The sequence below is a fragment of the Aeromonas sobria genome, assembly GCF_050266975.1.
GTDB classification, from domain to species: domain Bacteria; phylum Pseudomonadota; class Gammaproteobacteria; order Enterobacterales; family Aeromonadaceae; genus Aeromonas; species Aeromonas sobria_B.
This window is the reverse complement of sequence record NZ_JBKISU010000012.1, coordinates 94,671-109,301: the sequence shown is the minus strand read 5'-3', so window position 1 is coordinate 109,301 and position 14,631 is coordinate 94,671. Positions and strand designations below refer to the sequence as shown.

Sequence of the window (14,631 nt, the reverse complement as noted above, 5' to 3'; positions counted from 1 at the left end):
TCCTGGTATCCTGGGGATGGCTCAGTCGCCGTGAGCCAGATCCAGGCTGACGTTGCCCAGGGGGCGACAGCAGCAGGGCAGGCACTGGCCCGGCGGGACGAAGGCCAGGGGCTGTTCGGGATAGTGCACCCGGCCCGCCAGCAGGGGAGTGCGGCAGGCGCCGCAATAGCCGCTGCGACACTGGAACTCCACGCGATGGCCGTGGCGCTCCAGGGTGTCGAGCAGGGTCTCTCCCGGCCGGGTCGCCAGGGCGCCGTACCGGCTATGGACGAGGGCGGGGCGCCTGGCCTCGTCCTCGCGCCGTTGTCCGGGTTGCGCCGGCGCCAGCAGGCACTCCCTCACAGCTCGAAGTCACCCAGATCTTCGTGGCTCACTTCGCTGTCTATCTGACCCACCAGGTAGGAGCTCACTTCCACCTCCTGGGGCGCCACCTGGACGTTGTCGGAGGAGAGCCAGGTGTTGATCCAGGGGATGGGGTTTTGCTTGGCGCCGACAAAGGCTGGTTGCAGGCCGACGGCCGCCATGCGCAGGTTGGTGATGTATTCCACGTACTGGCAGAGGATGTCCTTGTTCAGGCCGATCATGGAGCCGTCCTGGAACAGGTATTCGGCCCACTCCTTCTCCTGCTCCGCCGCTTCCTTGAAGATGTCGAAGCAGGCCTGTTCGCACTCTCGCGCTATCTCGGCCATCTCGGGATCGTCCTGGCCGCTGCGCATCAGGTTCAGCATATGCTGGGTCCCGGTCAGGTGCAGCGCCTCGTCACGGGCGATCATCTTGATGATCTTGGCGTTGCCCTCCATCAGCTCGCGCTCGGCGAAGGCAAACGAACAGGCGAAGCTGACGTAGAAGCGGATCGCCTCCAGGGCGTTGACGCTCATCAGGCACAGATAGAGCTTCTTCTTGAGCTCATGCAGGCTGATGGTCAGCGCGCGGCCTGCGACTGTGTGGGTCCCTTCACCGTGCAGGTTGTAGAGGGCGGTCGCCTCGATCAGATCGTCGTAGAAGTGGCTGATGGAGCCGGCGCGCTTCAGGATCTGCTCGTTGGTGACGATGTCGTCAAACACCTGGGAAGGGGAGTTGACGATGTTGCGAATGATGTGGGTGTAGGAGCGAGAGTGGATGGTCTCGGAGAAGGCCCAGGTCTCGATCCAGGTCTCCAGCTCCGGGATGGAGACCAGGGGCAGCAGGGCCACGTTCGGGCTGCGGCCCTGGATGGAGTCCAGCAGAGTCTGGTACTTCAGGTTGGAGATGAAGATGTGCTGCTCGTGGGGCGGCAGCGCCTGGTAGTCGATGCGGTCGTGGGAGACGTCCACCTCTTCCGGGCGCCAGAAGAAGGAGAGCTGCTTCTCGATCAGCCGCTCGAACACGTCATATTTTTGCTGATCGTAACGGGCCACGTTGACCGATTGACCGAAGAACATCGGCTCCTTGAGCTGGTCGTTTTGGGTTTGGCAGAAAGTTGAATAGGCCATGATGTCCAATGTCTTAACTAGCAGAAACGGGGAAGCGGGAGGCTTGGCTCCCGCTCGGTGTCAATCAATGTTTGCTGGCGGTTATATCTTGCAAGCCCCACCCGCACAACCGTCATCTTGCAGATCGGTCTGGGTGTCGTCCGCCCCATCACGGGTGTTGTGATAGTAGAGGGTCTTGAGGCCGTATTTGTAGGCGGTCAGCAAGTCTTTGAGCAGCTGCTTCATCGGCACCTTGTTGCCTTCGAAGCGGGCCGGGTCGTAGTTGGTGTTGGCGGAGATCGCCTGATCCACAAACTTCTGCATGATGCCGACCAGCTGCAGGTAACCGTCGACGCTCGGCTGCTTCCACAGCAGTTCGTACTGATCCTTGAGGCGCTCGTACTCGGGCACCACCTGCTTGAGGATGCCGTCCTTGGAGGCCTTGACCGACACCAGGCCACGGGGCGGCTCTATGCCGTTGGTGGCATTGGAGATCTGGCTGGAGGTCTCGCTCGGCATCAGGGCGGTCAGGGTGGAGTTGCGCAGCCCCACCGTCTTGATGTCGTTGCGCAGTGCTTCCCAGTCCAGGTGCAGCGGCTCGTTGCACAGGGCGTCCAGATCCTTCTTGTAGGTATCGATGGGCAGGATACCCTGGGCGTAGGTGGTCTCGCCAAAGGCCGGGCAGGGGCCGAACTCGCGGGCCAGCTGCACTGAGGCCTTGAGCAGATAGTACTGGATCGCCTCGAAGGTGCGGTGGGTCAGGGCCAGACCTGAGCCGTCGGAGTAGCGGGCGCCGTTCTTGGCCAGGTAGTAGGCGTAGTTGATGACGCCTATCCCCAGGGTGCGGCGGTTCATGCTGCCCTTCATCGCGGCCTTGAGCGGGTAGTCCTGATAGTCGAGCAGGGCATCCAGGGCGCGCACCGCCAGATCGGCCATCTCTTCCAGGTCTTCCAGCTTCTCGATGGCGCCGAGGTTGAAGGCAGACAGGGTGCACAGGGCGATCTCGCCCTCTTCGTCATCCACGTTGTTGAGCGGCTTGGTGGGCAGCGCAATCTCGAGACAGAGGTTGGACTGGCGCACCGGGGCCACGCTCGGATCGAAGGGGCTGTGGGTGTTGCAGTGATCCACGTTCTGGATGTAGATGCGACCGGTACCGGCGCGCTCCTGCATCATCAGGGAGAAGAGATCCACCGCCTTGAGGGTCTTCTTGCGAATGGACGGATCCTGCTCGTACTTGACGTAGAGCTGCTCGAACTTGTCCTGATCCGCGAAGAAGGCGTCGTACAGACCCGGCGCATCGGAGGGGGAGAACAATGTGATGTCGCCGCCCTTGATGAGGCGCTGGTACATCAGCTTGTTGATCTGCACGCCGTAGTCCATGTGACGGACCCGGTTCTCTTCCACGCCGCGGTTGTTCTTGAGGACCAGCAGGCTCTCCACCTCTGTGTGCCACAGGGGGTAGAAGAGGGTGGCGGCACCGCCGCGCACGCCGCCCTGGGAGCAGCACTTCACCGCAGTCTGGAAGTACTTGTAGAAGGGGATGCAGCCGGTGTGGAAGGCTTCGCCGCCACGGATGGGGCTGCCCAGGCCACGGATGCGGCCGGCGTTGATGCCGATGCCGGCGCGCTGGGAGACGTAGCGCACGATGGCGCTGGCGGTGGCGTTGATGGAATCCAGGCTGTCATCGCACTCGATCAGCACGCAGGAGCTGAACTGACGAGTCGGGGTGCGCACGCCACTCATGATGGGGGTGGGCAGGGAGATCTTGAAGGTCGAGACCGCATCGTAGAAGCGCTTGATGTAGTCCAGACGGGTATCTTTCGGGTACTTGGAGAAGAGGCAGGCCGCCACCAGGATGTAGAGGAACTGCGGACTCTCGTAGATCTCGCCGGTGACGCGGTTCTGCACCAGGTACTTGCCTTCCAGCTGCTTGACGGCAGCGTAGGAGAAGTCCATGTCACGCCAGTGATCCAGGTGCTCGTTGAGCTCCTCGAATTCGGCCTGGGTATAGTCCTCAAGCAGGTGCTTGTCGTACTTGCCCATGTCTACCAGACGGGCGACGTGCTGGTAGAGGTGGGGCGGCTCGAACTGGCCGTAGGCCTTCTTGCGCAGGTGGAAGATGGCCAGGCGGGCGGCCATGTACTGGTAATCAGGGCTCTGTTCGGAGATCAGGTCAGCAGCGGCCTTGATGACGGTTTCGTGGATGTCGGCGGTACGGATGCCGTCATAGAACTGGATGTGGGACTTGAGCTCCACCTGGGAGACAGACACGTTGTCGAGTCCCTCGGCGGCCCAGTCGAGCACGCGGTGAATTTTATCCAGATCGATGGGTTCTTTGTGGCCGTTACGCTTCGTCACAAACAAGTTCATTGGCTGATGACCTTTTGTTGATTCCCGAAAAACTCATCGCAAGGCTTGACAAGCAAGCAGACCCACCCCTCTTTTCTAGTGGGGCGAGATGCGGTGAGACACAAGATGTAGTGTTATTTTGAATGCGAGCTACAAGATAGTGAGGTCATCACCGCTTTGCAACGCATGGATGGGGAGAGGGCTGTGGATAAATTGTGGGTGTCATGGCAACTGTTAGTGACTACTCACAGCGAACGGGTTTTCCTTCGTCCGATCCCTGACACGCGCGCTCCGGGATCAAAGATGGAAAATTAAAATAACTTTTTTTGCTTGCGAAACCAGCCCCTTTTTACTAGTCGCCATCGCCCCTCGGAACCTTGCACAATCCCTGTGCGATCCGCGCCAAAAGTGGTCGCCACAGGTGGCATGGGCTGGCACATGCTCCGGCCCCTGGCAGAGGAGCTGCCCCTTGTTCAGGGGGGCTGCGACGGGGCGGGCGGTCAGGCGTCCTGATGGATAACGGGCAGCAAGGCGATGATGACGCCCTGCCCGGGCCGTGGCGACTCAGCCCAGTTCATAGCGCAACCAGTGATGCAGCCCCTGCACCGTATCAAAGTGCAGATCCGCGCCCCAGGCGGCGGTGTCCTCGTCATCGCTCAGATAGCCCCAGCCGGCCACCGCGGTGCGCATGCCGGCGTTGCGCCCCGCCTCGATGTCGCGCACATGATCCCCCACGTAGAGGCAGTGAGCTGCCTCCACACCGAGCCGCTCGCAGGCAAAGAACATGGGGGCGGGGTCGGGCTTGCGCACCGGCAGGGTGTCGGCACTGACCGCCACGCCGCAGCTGGCAAGGGCCGGCAGGGCCGCCAGCAGCGGCTTCGTGAGAAAGCCCGGCTTGTTGGTGACGATGCCCCAGGGCAGCGCTTTTTCATCCAGCCATGCGATGAGGTCCAGCATCCCCTCATAGGGGCGGGTGCCGACGCAGAGGTTGGCGGCGTAGTAGTCGAGCAGGGCGGTGCGAAGGCGAGTGGCGCCGAGCTCTTCGAGCAGTTCGTCCCCCAGGCCCGCCCTGAGCAGCCCGAGCGCCCCGTGGGAGGTGGTCTGGCGGATGATGGCCTCGGGCAGGGGAGCAAAGCCTTCGCTTATCAGCACATGGTTGACGGCGGCCCCCAGATCCGGGGCCGTGTCGAGCAGGGTACCGTCCAGATCGAACAGCACGCAGCGCAGGGGCTGGGGGCGGGGGGCGCTCATCAGCCCTGCTCCGGGCGGACAAACTCCACCATGTAGTTGACGTCGACATTCGCCCCCAGCTTGAAGTGGCCGGTCAGCGGCGAATAGTGGACGCCGCTCATGTCCCGCACCAAGAGGCCTGCCGCCTCCCCCATGCGACACAGCTCGGCGGGGGTGATGAATTTTTTGTGGTCATGGGTGCCCTTGGGCACCATCTTCAGCAAGTACTCGGCGCCGACGATCATCATCAGGAACGACTTGGGATTGCGGTTGATGGTGGAGACCACCACTCGGCCGCCCGGTCGCACCAGGGTGGCGATGGCGCGCAGCACCGAGGCCGGATCCGGCACGTGCTCGAGCATCTCCATGCAGGTGACCAGATCGTATTGGCCGGGGGCCTCGCTGGCGTGCTCCTCGGCGGTCATCTGGCGGTATTCCAGTTCCACCCCTTGCTCCAGGGCGTGCAGGCGCGCCACCCCGAGGGGCTCCTTGCCCATGTCGATGCCGGTGACCCGGGCGCCGCGGCGGGCCATGCTCTCGGAGAGGATGCCGCCGCCGCAGCCGATGTCGAGCACGCGCTTGCCAAACAGGCCGCCGCTCTTGTCGGTGATCCAGTCAAGGCGCACCGGGTTGATTTGATGCAGTGGCTTGAACTCTCCCTCCATGTCCCACCAGCGGGAGGCAATGGCTTCGAATTTGGCAATTTCTGTCAGATCGACGTTGGCGTCAGTGTTCATCTTGGCAAGATCCTGTGGCGGGGCGCGCAGCGGGCAGGGCGCGCGCAATCTATTGTCCTGGCGGGCATTATAACGAAGCGACTTATGCAAACCAGCCCGATTTCCGACTTAAGCAATCGCCCTTGCTGTGTTACCATGTCGCGCTGTTTAAGCCAAAGAACAACTAATTAGGGATTAAGGCTTTCTATGAGCGATCTGGCCAGAGAGATCACGCCGGTCAACATCGAAGAAGAGCTCAAGAGTTCCTATCTTGATTACGCCATGAGCGTGATCGTAGGACGAGCTCTGCCGGATGTGCGTGATGGCTTGAAACCGGTTCACCGCCGCGTTCTGTATGCAATGAACGAGTTGGGGAATGACTGGAACAAGCCCTATAAAAAATCGGCCCGTGTGGTCGGTGACGTAATTGGTAAATACCACCCCCACGGCGACAGTGCCGTGTATGACACCATAGTCCGGATGGCGCAGGATTTTTCCATGCGTTACATGCTGGTCGATGGTCAGGGCAACTTCGGTTCGGTTGACGGCGACAACGCCGCGGCCATGCGTTACACCGAAGTGCGGATGGCGCGCATCTCCCACGAGCTGCTGGCCGATCTGGACAAAGAAACCGTGGACTGGGTGCCCAACTACGACGGCACCGAGATGATCCCGGCTGTCATGCCCACCAAGGTGCCCACCCTGTTGATCAACGGCTCCTCCGGTATCGCGGTGGGCATGGCGACCAACATTCCCCCTCACAACCTCACCGAGATAGTCAACGGCTGTCTGGCGCTGATCGAGAATGGCGAGCTCACCGTCGACGAGCTGATGACCTATGTCACCGGCCCCGACTTCCCCACCGGTGGCATCATCAACGGCCGCTCCGGCATCATCCAGGCGTACCGGACCGGTCGCGGCTCCGTCTATGTGCGCGCCAAGGCCGAGGTGGAAGTGGACGAGAAGAGCGGTCGCGAGACCATCATCGTCCACGAGATCCCCTATCAGGTGAACAAGGCTCGCCTGATCGAGAAGATCGCCGAGCTGGTCAAAGAGAAGAAGATCGAGGGCATCAGCGCCCTGCGCGATGAGTCCGACAAGGACGGCATGCGCATCGTCATCGAGATCAAGCGCGGCGAGTCTGGCGAGATTGTGCTGAACAATCTCTACAAGCACACCCAGATGCAGACCACGTTCGGCATCAACATGGTGGCGCTGGACAACAACCAGCCCAAGGTGATGAACCTTAAAGAAATCCTGGATGCCTTCCTGCTGCACCGCCGTGAGGTGGTGACCCGCAGGACCGTGTTCGAGCTGCGCAAGGCGCGGGATCGGGCCCACATCCTGGAAGGGTTGGCGGTGGCGCTGGCCAACATAGACCCCATCATAGAGCTCATTCGCCACAGCGCGACCCCGGCGGATGCGAAAGCGGCGCTGGTGGCCAAAGGCTGGGAGCTCGGCAACGTGGCCGCCATGCTGGAGAAAGCCGGCGACGACGCGGCTCGTCCCGAGTGGCTGGAGCCGGAGTTCGGCATCCGTGAAGGGCAGTACTTCCTGACCGAGATCCAGGCCCAGGCCATTCTTGACCTGCGTCTGCACAAGCTGACTGGCCTCGAGCACGAGAAGATCCTGGAAGAGTACCAGTCTCTGCTGGATCTCATCGCCGAGCTGCTGCACATCCTGGCCAGCCCCGAGCGCCTGATGGAAGTGATCCGTGACGAACTGCTGGCCGTGCGCGAGCAATACGGCGACGAGCGTCGCACCGAGATCAGCATGTCCAGCGCCGAGATCAACATCGAGGATCTGATCACCCCGGAAGACGTGGTCGTCACCCTGTCTCACCAGGGCTATGTGAAGTATCAGCCGCTCTCCGACTACGAGGCCCAGCGCCGCGGTGGTCGTGGCAAGTCGGCCACCCGGATCAAGGAAGAAGACTTTGTGGAGCGTCTGCTGGTGGCCAACACCCACGACACCATCCTGTGCTTCTCCACCCGCGGCAAGGTGTACTGGCTCAAGGTCTACCAGCTGCCGGAAGCGTCCCGCGGCGCCCGTGGTCGTCCCATCATCAACCTGCTGCCGCTGGACGAGGGTGAGCGCATCACCGCCATCCTGCCGGTGAAGGAATATGATGCCGACAAGTACGTCTTCTTCGCCACCGCCAACGGTACCGTGAAGAAGACCAGCCTGTCCGACTTCAGCCGTCCGCTCTCCTCCGGTATTCGCGCCATCAACCTCAAAGAGGGTGATGAGCTGATCGGGGTGGACATCACCGACGGCAGCAACGAGATCATGCTCTTCTCCGACGCGGGCAAGGTGGTTCGCTTCGCTGAAGGCAGCGGCCGCGCCGATGCGGATGCCAGCGATGACGTCGAAACCGACGACGACGCCGGCAACGACGACGATGGCAGCGAGAGCACTGAAGGCGCCGACGGCACCGAGAGCAAGGGCACCTTCAAGGGCGTGCGTCCCATGGGCCGTACTGCCGCCGGCGTGCGCGGCATCAAGCTGGGCGCCGGTGACCACGTGGTCTCCCTCATCGTTCCGCGCGGTGAAGGGGCCATCCTCACCGCTACCGAGAACGGTTACGGCAAGCGTACCGCGCTGGACGAGTACCCGACCAAGAGCCGCGGTACCCAGGGCGTTCGCTCCATCAAGGTGGACGAGCGCAACGGCAAGGTGATCGATGCGATCCAGGTCGAGGATACCGACCAGATCATGCTGATCACCAACGGCGGCACCCTGGTGCGTACTCGCGTGAGCGAAGTGAGCATCATAGGCCGCAACACCGGCGGTGTGCGTCTGATCCGTACCGGTGAAGACGAGACCGTGGTCGGCCTGCAGCGCATCGCCGAGAGCGACGAGGAAGAGAACGACGTCCTGGTGGATGGCGAGTCGGTCGAGACCGATGCCGCCGCCGAAGGCGACGTGACCTCCGAGCCGGGTGGTAGCGACGAGTAAGGGGATGGCACGGCCCTGATGAGGCGGGATCATGATTTCCTCGCTCGCCACATCCAGGGCTGATCATTTCTCGCAAGAAGAGCGCCTCTGGGCGCTCTTCTTTATGGGGCATCGGCAGATGCCCTTTTTGCGTGTCTGGCTGTCATCAGGCTGTCATGGCGTCCCCTTAAGCTGCGCTGGACATCAACCGGTGTCGTGTCATGTCGAGGAGTCAGCGATGTTACAACTCTGGTGGTCGAAGTGGTTCGGGAACGAGGCGGGACCCGAGCAGGAGGAAGATCTGGTGGCATTCGAGCCATCCCGGATCCCGGTCGAGCTGCTCAAGGGCGGCCCCTCCACCTGAGCAGTTCTGCTCGGGACAGTGTACTGCGGGCAGCGTCGAGACATGCTCCCGCCCATGACCAGGGACTGTTCCTGCCAGGGGACAAGTCAGGCACAGCGGCGGCCGGTAGGGCTGCCTGCCAGGGAGACAGTTGGCAAGGCGCAGGCCATCCATCCCGCGACGCCACCGGGGCATAATCCTGAACTCCGAACCCCCGAACCCCCGAACCCCCGAACCCCCGAACCCCCGAACCCCCGAACCCCCGAACCCCCGAACCCCCGAACCCCCGAACCCCCGAACCCCCGAACCCCCGAACCCCCGAACCCCCTTGTTTCCTGTGATGACGCCGTGCCTGACAGTAGCAGATTGACTCTGCGTTGGCAGGCGCCGCCAGGGTTGGCTCATAACCCCTGTTCCCCATGATGTGTGGCTCTTGACCCCGCAGCGGTGGGATATGCGTCGGCACGGCTTTTATCTCTCCAGGGCCGCACTCGTTATCGCCCATACCCGAAGCTTCCGGCGACGACGGACTAAGCCGCGGTGATCCATCTCGCGCTTTTGTGGTGCTATCGGGGCGATCGCGTCTGCTCAGCCGAGGGGCGTGTGCAGGTCATGGAGGAGGGCGCTTCGCTCAAAACAGTTCGAACTGCTGATGGGGCCGGAGAAAGGCCGTGATGTCCAGGGGCGGCGGCCGCTGCGCCAGTCCCAGGCGCTTGCAGATCAGCCGAAAGCGCTGGGCCAGCAGATCGGCAAACGGGCCGCTGCCCCGCATGCGATCCCCGAACTGCGGGCTGTTGAGCGCCCCCTCCCGGCTGGCGCGCAGCTGGCTCAGGATGGCCTGCTTCTTCTGCGGGTAGTGTCTGTCCAGCCAGTCGCAGAAGAGGGGGGCCAGTTCATGGGGCAGGCGCAGCAATATGTAACCAGCCTGGCTGGCACCTCGCAGGGCGGCGGCGCCAATGATCTGCTCGAGCTCGGACTCGTTGAGCCGGGGGATCATGGGGGCCGCCAGCACGCCCACTGGTATCCCGGCCCGGGCCAGCTTGTCGATCACCGCCAGACGTCCCTGTCCCGTGCTGGCCCTGGGCTCGAGCCGGCGCCTGAGGGTCTCGTCCAGGGTGGTCACCGAGATCATGATGCGGCACAGTCCTCGCTCGGCCAGGGCCTGCAGCAGGTCGAGGTCGCGCAATATCATGGCGCTCTTGGTGATGAGTCCCACCGGATGGCGGTGGGCCAGCATCACCTCCAGCAGCTCGCGGGTGAGGCGGTAGTGGTGCTCTATGGGCTGGTAGGGATCGGTATTGGCCCCGAGTACTATGGTCTGCGGCTGATAGCCCGGCTTGGCAAATTCCCGCCGCAACAGTTCGGCGGCGTTGATCTTGGCAAACAGCCTGGTCTCGAAATCCAGTCCTGGAGAGAGCTCCAGATAGGCGTGGCTGGGTCTGGCATAACAGTAGATGCAGCCATGCTCGCACCCCTGATAGGGGTTGATGGAACGGCTGAAGGGGACGTCCGGCGAGAGATTGTGGCTGATGATGCTCCTGGCCTGGATCTCGCGCACCTGGGTCTGGGGCGCCGGGAGCTCGAACTCGGGCTGCGCTGTTTGCGGCCAGCCATCGTCGACGGCCAGGATCTGCGGGCCGCTGAAGCGGTGATCGACATTGTGGGGGCTGCCTCGTCCTGCCATTTCATCACACAAACTACTGTTTATATGTACAGTTATTTTGCAAGGGGTGGTGGCAAACATCAAGTCCGCCAGTCTCCCCTTATTTCACTCGGCCAAAGAACGGGATCTCTTGCTTGAACTGTCGCTACATTTCGTTTACATAGACAAAATGCGAACCGGATCACGGACATCATCATGAGTCCCACCACTTACCGCTGGCTGTTTATCGGCGCCATTGCCCTGGTCGCCTGGCGCCTGCTCCCGCTCTCCACCGAGCAGGCCCTGGCACAGGGTCAGCGGGCCTGGCGGGTGGGCCAGATCGAACAGGCCGTCAGCATTTGGCAACCCCTGGCCGAGCAGGGGGTTCCCCGCGCCCAGGCGCTGATGGGCTGGAGCCACGAGCTGGGGCAGGGGAGCGAGCAGGATATGGATCGCGCCATCAATCTCTATCGTCAGGCGGCGCAGGCGGGGGATGCCTTTGGCCAATATCGACTGGCGGAGCTCTATCTGCATGGCCGCGGGGTGACGCGGGATTTGCACGAGGCATTTCGCTGGATGGAGCAATCAGCCCAGAGCGGTGATGTGCCCGCCATGCTCAAGGTCGGGGTACTGCATCTGATGGGGGCCAACGGTCGGGTCGACATGGCCGGGGCCAGGCAGTGGCTCTATCAGGCTGCCCAGCAGGGCAACAAGCTGGCACTCACGGTATTGCAGGAGCTGGCGCTGGCCGAGGAGGGGCGCGGCACCTTCGACTTCGACGCTCACGCCTTCCTGAGTGCCGGTTAGGGGCTCAGCGACTGGCGCTGACCTTGCCCGGGGTGACCTCGGTGACATAGAGAGTGCTGCGATCGGCACTGTGCACTATGCTGCAGACCTCGCGCTTGCTGCCATCACTCAGGATCACCAGCTCACCGAGATGGACCGGGCAGTGTGTCGTCAGCAGGTGATCCGGGTGAATGATCTTCTCCGCGTGCTCCACAAACGATACGTCATAGGTGTACATCGCTTTCTCCTTCTCGGGCCTGTTCCTATCTGGAAAGCTAGCACAGGCAGGGGGGGAGGGCGCCAAGGGATTGCCTGCCAGGTGCACTGCCATCGCATGCGGGCACCGTGCGGCGGCTGACGGTGCATGTGCCGCCGCGCCAGGGCAGGGACACCATGCAAAATCGGCAGGGTAACTTGTCTGAGTTGTCACGTCTGATACAATCCCCGGTGGATCCTGATAGGCGATAGCATGAGGCCCACGACAGCCTGGGTATCTCTCTGTGTACCAACCGTTTGGTTTACGGTGAAACACCAGGGAGATGAGCTTGAATCTGAAGGAATTTTTACTATTACATGTGCCCTTTGGTAGGGGGCACCACTGTATAAGGAAACACACAATGCCAATCATTACTCTGCCTGACGGCAGTCAACGTCAATTTGCCCACGCCGTTTCCGTCATGGACGTGGCCGCGGACATAGGTCCGGGTCTCGCCAAGGCGTGCATTGCCGGCCGGGTAAACGGTGAACTGGTGGATGCCTGCGAGCTGATCGAAGCCGATGCGCAGCTCTCCATCATCACCGCCAAAGACGAAGAAGGTCTGGAGATCCTGCGTCACTCCTGTGCTCACCTGCTGGGTCATGCCATCAAGCAGCTCTGGCCCCAGACCAAGATGGCCATCGGCCCCGTCATCGATAATGGTTTCTATTATGATGTGGACCTTGACCATACCCTGACAGAAGAAGACATGGCGGCGCTCGAAGCGCGCATGCTGGAGCTGGCAGGCAAGGATTACGACGTCATCAAGAAGAGAGTCTCCTGGCAGGAGGCGCGTGACGTGTTCGCCGCCCGCGGCGAGACCTACAAGGTCGAGATCCTGGATCAGAATATTGCCCGTGATGACCAGCCCGGTCTTTATCATCACGAAGAGTACATCGACATGTGCCGGGGCCCCCACGTGCCCAACATGCGTCACTGCCACCATTTCAAGCTGCAGAAGATGTCCGGCGCCTACTGGCGTGGCGATTCCAACAACAAGATGCTGCAGCGCATCTACGGCACCGCCTGGGCCGACAAGAAGCAACTCAAGGCCTATCTGCAACGTCTGGAAGAGGCCGCCAAGCGCGACCACCGCAAGATTGGCAAGCAGCTCGACCTCTATCACATGCAGGAAGAGGCCCCCGGCATGGTGTTCTGGCACAACGACGGCTGGACCATCTTCCGTGAGCTGGAAAGCTTCATGCGCAGCAAACTGCGCGAGTATGACTATCAGGAGGTGAAAGGCCCCTCCATGATGGATCGCGTCTTGTGGGAGCGCTCCGGCCACTGGGACAAATATGCGCAAGGCATGTTCACCACCCAGTCCGAGAACCGCGAGTACGCCATCAAGCCGATGAACTGCCCGGGCCACGTCCAGATCTTCAACCAGGGTCTGAAGTCCTACCGCGATCTGCCCCTGCGCATGGCCGAGTTTGGCTCCTGCCACCGCAACGAGCCGTCAGGTTCCCTGCACGGCCTGATGCGGGTGCGCGGATTTACCCAGGATGATGCCCACATCTTCTGTAGCGAAGCGCAGGTGATGGAAGAGGTGTCCGCCTGTATCCGCATGGTCTATGACGTCTACGGCACCTTTGGCTTCGAGAATATCGTGGTCAAGCTCTCCACCCGTCCCGAGCAGCGCATCGGATCCGATGAAGCCTGGGATCGCGCCGAGGCCGCCCTGGCCGAAGCCCTCGAGGTGAACGGCCTGAAGTACGATCTGCAGCCGGGTGAGGGGGCCTTCTACGGACCCAAGATCGAATTTACCCTGCACGATTGCCTGGATCGCGCCTGGCAGTGTGGTACAGTGCAGCTCGATTTCGCCCTGCCGGGCCGTCTTGGCGCCACTTATGTCGGCGAAGACAACGAGCGTCACGTTCCCGTGATGATACATCGCGCCATCCTGGGTTCCATCGAGCGCTTTATCGGCATCCTGACCGAAGAGTACGCCGGACTGTTCCCGACCTGGTTGGCCCCGACTCAGGCCGTGGTGATGAATATCACGGATAATCAGGCCGATTATGCGGTGAAAGTGGCCAAAGCATTGAATGATGCGGGCCTTCGCGCAAAAGCGGACTTGAGAAATGAGAAGATTGGCTTTAAAATCCGCGAGCATACTTTGAAACGAGTACCTTTCATGCTGGTCTGCGGCGACAAAGAAGTTGAAGCCGGCAAGATTGCAGTACGGACTCGTAAAGGGGCTGACCTGGGCACTTATCCTGTAGACGAGCTGATTGCTCTGCTGACCCAGGAAGTTCAGACCCGCGGACAAAAGAAAGTGGAGGAATAAGCTATAAAAGGCGGAAAAAAACTGGGCAAGCAACCGCAAGCCCGCGCTCACCGGATCAATACCGAGATTCGTCTGAAAGAAGTTCGTTTGACTGGTATAGATGGCGAGCCTTTGGGTGTCGTTGGTATCCAAGATGCATTGAACTTAGCCGTTGAAGCTGGAGTGGATCTGGTCGAGATCAGCCCTAACGCTGAACCGCCCGTTTGCCGAATCATGGATTACGGCAAATTCCTCTACGAAAAGAGCAAAACAACCAAAGAACAGAAGAAGAAGCAGAAAGTTGTCCAGGTCAAGGAAATCAAATTCCGTCCTGGTACAGACGAAGGCGACTATCAGGTAAAACTACGCAACCTGGTTCGCTTTCTGGAAGACGGGGACAAGGCGAAGGTCACCCTGCGCTTCCGTGGTCGTGAAATGGCCCACCAGGATCTTGGTATCAAGGTTCTGGAGCGCGTCAAGAACGATCTGGAAGAGCTGGCCGTAGTCGAGTCGTTCCCGAAAGTCGAAGGCCGTCAAGCTGTGATGGTTCTCGCACCTAAGAAGAAATCTTAAGGCCCACAAGAAATTGACTCATGGGTTAGTCCCATGAGTCGGTTCGCCTTGCGATTTTGTTGTCACTCACAATGCGGAG

Annotated in this window: 12 protein-coding genes; 5 read left to right on the top strand and 7 right to left on the bottom strand. The window is 61.2% G+C overall.

From position 1 onward, the window contains the following. Window positions 1-21 precede the first annotated feature (21 nt). From yfaE to ubiG, 5 genes are all read right to left on the bottom strand, one after another. Window positions 22-330 (bottom strand): class I ribonucleotide reductase maintenance protein YfaE, encoded by a 309-nt coding sequence (gene yfaE / locus ACLHZ1_RS09090; RefSeq protein WP_427261823.1) that lies wholly within the window; start codon window positions 328-330, stop codon window positions 22-24. Window positions 331-338: 8 nt separating this feature from the next. Further along, window positions 339-1,472: a class Ia ribonucleoside-diphosphate reductase subunit beta gene (gene nrdB, locus ACLHZ1_RS09085; protein ID WP_427261811.1), complete on the bottom strand. Its 1,134-nt coding sequence runs from the start codon at window positions 1,470-1,472 to the stop codon at window positions 339-341. Between the two features lie 81 nt (window positions 1,473-1,553). Further along, on the bottom strand, window positions 1,554-3,821 hold the full coding sequence (nrdA, locus tag ACLHZ1_RS09080; RefSeq protein WP_427261810.1) for a class 1a ribonucleoside-diphosphate reductase subunit alpha: 2,268 nt from the start codon (window positions 3,819-3,821) through the stop codon (window positions 1,554-1,556). A gap of 543 nt (window positions 3,822-4,364) precedes the next feature. Next, the gene (locus tag ACLHZ1_RS09075; RefSeq protein WP_427261809.1) at window positions 4,365-5,051 is read right to left on the bottom strand and encodes an HAD family hydrolase; all 687 of its coding nucleotides are present in this window, start codon (window positions 5,049-5,051) and stop codon (window positions 4,365-4,367) included. Continuing rightward, entirely contained in the window at window positions 5,051-5,767 is a 717-nt protein-coding gene (gene ubiG, locus ACLHZ1_RS09070; RefSeq protein WP_408793394.1) for a bifunctional 2-polyprenyl-6-hydroxyphenol methylase/3-demethylubiquinol 3-O-methyltransferase UbiG, read from the bottom strand. Before ubiG ends, ACLHZ1_RS09075 begins: the two co-directional genes overlap by 1 nt. A 186-nt stretch (window positions 5,768-5,953) precedes the next feature. Between ubiG and gyrA the strand changes: the two genes are divergently transcribed. Both gyrA and ACLHZ1_RS09060 read left to right on the top strand, forming a co-directional pair. Further along, on the top strand, window positions 5,954-8,704 hold the full coding sequence (gyrA, locus tag ACLHZ1_RS09065; RefSeq protein WP_427261808.1) for a DNA topoisomerase (ATP-hydrolyzing) subunit A: 2,751 nt from the start codon (window positions 5,954-5,956) through the stop codon (window positions 8,702-8,704). Between the two features lie 217 nt (window positions 8,705-8,921). Beyond that, window positions 8,922-9,047 carry a hypothetical protein gene (locus ACLHZ1_RS09060; protein ID WP_408793391.1) on the top strand — a complete coding sequence of 42 codons (126 nt, stop codon included), beginning with the start codon at window positions 8,922-8,924 and terminating at the stop codon, window positions 9,045-9,047. Between the two features lie 610 nt (window positions 9,048-9,657). On the opposite strand, the gene ACLHZ1_RS09055 is transcribed toward ACLHZ1_RS09060, so the two are convergent. After that, on the bottom strand, window positions 9,658-10,710 hold the full coding sequence (locus ACLHZ1_RS09055; RefSeq protein ID WP_427261807.1) for a PA0069 family radical SAM protein: 1,053 nt from the start codon (window positions 10,708-10,710) through the stop codon (window positions 9,658-9,660). 174 nt (window positions 10,711-10,884) lie between these two features. Between ACLHZ1_RS09055 and ACLHZ1_RS09050 the strand changes: the two genes are divergently transcribed. Further along, window positions 10,885-11,475: a tetratricopeptide repeat protein gene (locus tag ACLHZ1_RS09050; protein WP_427261806.1), complete on the top strand. Its 591-nt coding sequence runs from the start codon at window positions 10,885-10,887 to the stop codon at window positions 11,473-11,475. A gap of 4 nt (window positions 11,476-11,479) precedes the next feature. Here ACLHZ1_RS09050 and ACLHZ1_RS09045 read toward each other — a convergent pair whose 3' ends face one another. Beyond that, the gene (locus ACLHZ1_RS09045; protein ID WP_408793388.1) at window positions 11,480-11,692 is read right to left on the bottom strand and encodes a hypothetical protein; all 213 of its coding nucleotides are present in this window, start codon (window positions 11,690-11,692) and stop codon (window positions 11,480-11,482) included. 379 nt (window positions 11,693-12,071) lie between these two features. Between ACLHZ1_RS09045 and thrS the strand changes: the two genes are divergently transcribed. Beyond that, window positions 12,072-14,000, top strand: a complete 1,929-nt coding sequence (gene thrS / locus ACLHZ1_RS09040) for a threonine--tRNA ligase (RefSeq protein WP_427261805.1) — start codon at window positions 12,072-12,074, stop codon at window positions 13,998-14,000. Window positions 14,001-14,003: 3 nt separating this feature from the next. Then, a complete protein-coding gene (infC, locus tag ACLHZ1_RS09035) occupies window positions 14,004-14,552 on the top strand; it encodes a translation initiation factor IF-3 (RefSeq protein WP_041992478.1) in 549 nt (182 codons plus the stop codon). Window positions 14,553-14,631: the final 79 nt, after the last annotated feature.

Excerpts from the sequence above, each read along its gene's own strand:
- ACLHZ1_RS09075 (WP_427261809.1), bottom strand. The coding sequence starts at position 5,051 with ATGAGCGCCCCCCGCCCCCAGCCCCTGCGCTGCGTGCTGTTCGATCTG.
- ACLHZ1_RS09055 (WP_427261807.1), bottom strand. The coding sequence starts at position 10,710 with ATGGCAGGACGAGGCAGCCCCCACAATGTCGATCACCGCTTCAGCGGC.
- ubiG (WP_408793394.1), bottom strand. The coding sequence starts at position 5,767 with ATGAACACTGACGCCAACGTCGATCTGACAGAAATTGCCAAATTCGAA.
- ACLHZ1_RS09060 (WP_408793391.1), top strand. The coding sequence starts at position 8,922 with ATGTTACAACTCTGGTGGTCGAAGTGGTTCGGGAACGAGGCGGGACCC.
- nrdB (WP_427261811.1), bottom strand. The coding sequence starts at position 1,472 with ATGGCCTATTCAACTTTCTGCCAAACCCAAAACGACCAGCTCAAGGAG.
- gyrA (WP_427261808.1), top strand. The coding sequence starts at position 5,954 with ATGAGCGATCTGGCCAGAGAGATCACGCCGGTCAACATCGAAGAAGAG.
- nrdA (WP_427261810.1), bottom strand. The coding sequence starts at position 3,821 with ATGAACTTGTTTGTGACGAAGCGTAACGGCCACAAAGAACCCATCGAT.
- thrS (WP_427261805.1), top strand. The coding sequence starts at position 12,072 with ATGCCAATCATTACTCTGCCTGACGGCAGTCAACGTCAATTTGCCCAC.
- ACLHZ1_RS09050 (WP_427261806.1), top strand. The coding sequence starts at position 10,885 with ATGAGTCCCACCACTTACCGCTGGCTGTTTATCGGCGCCATTGCCCTG.
- ACLHZ1_RS09045 (WP_408793388.1), bottom strand. The coding sequence starts at position 11,692 with ATGTACACCTATGACGTATCGTTTGTGGAGCACGCGGAGAAGATCATT.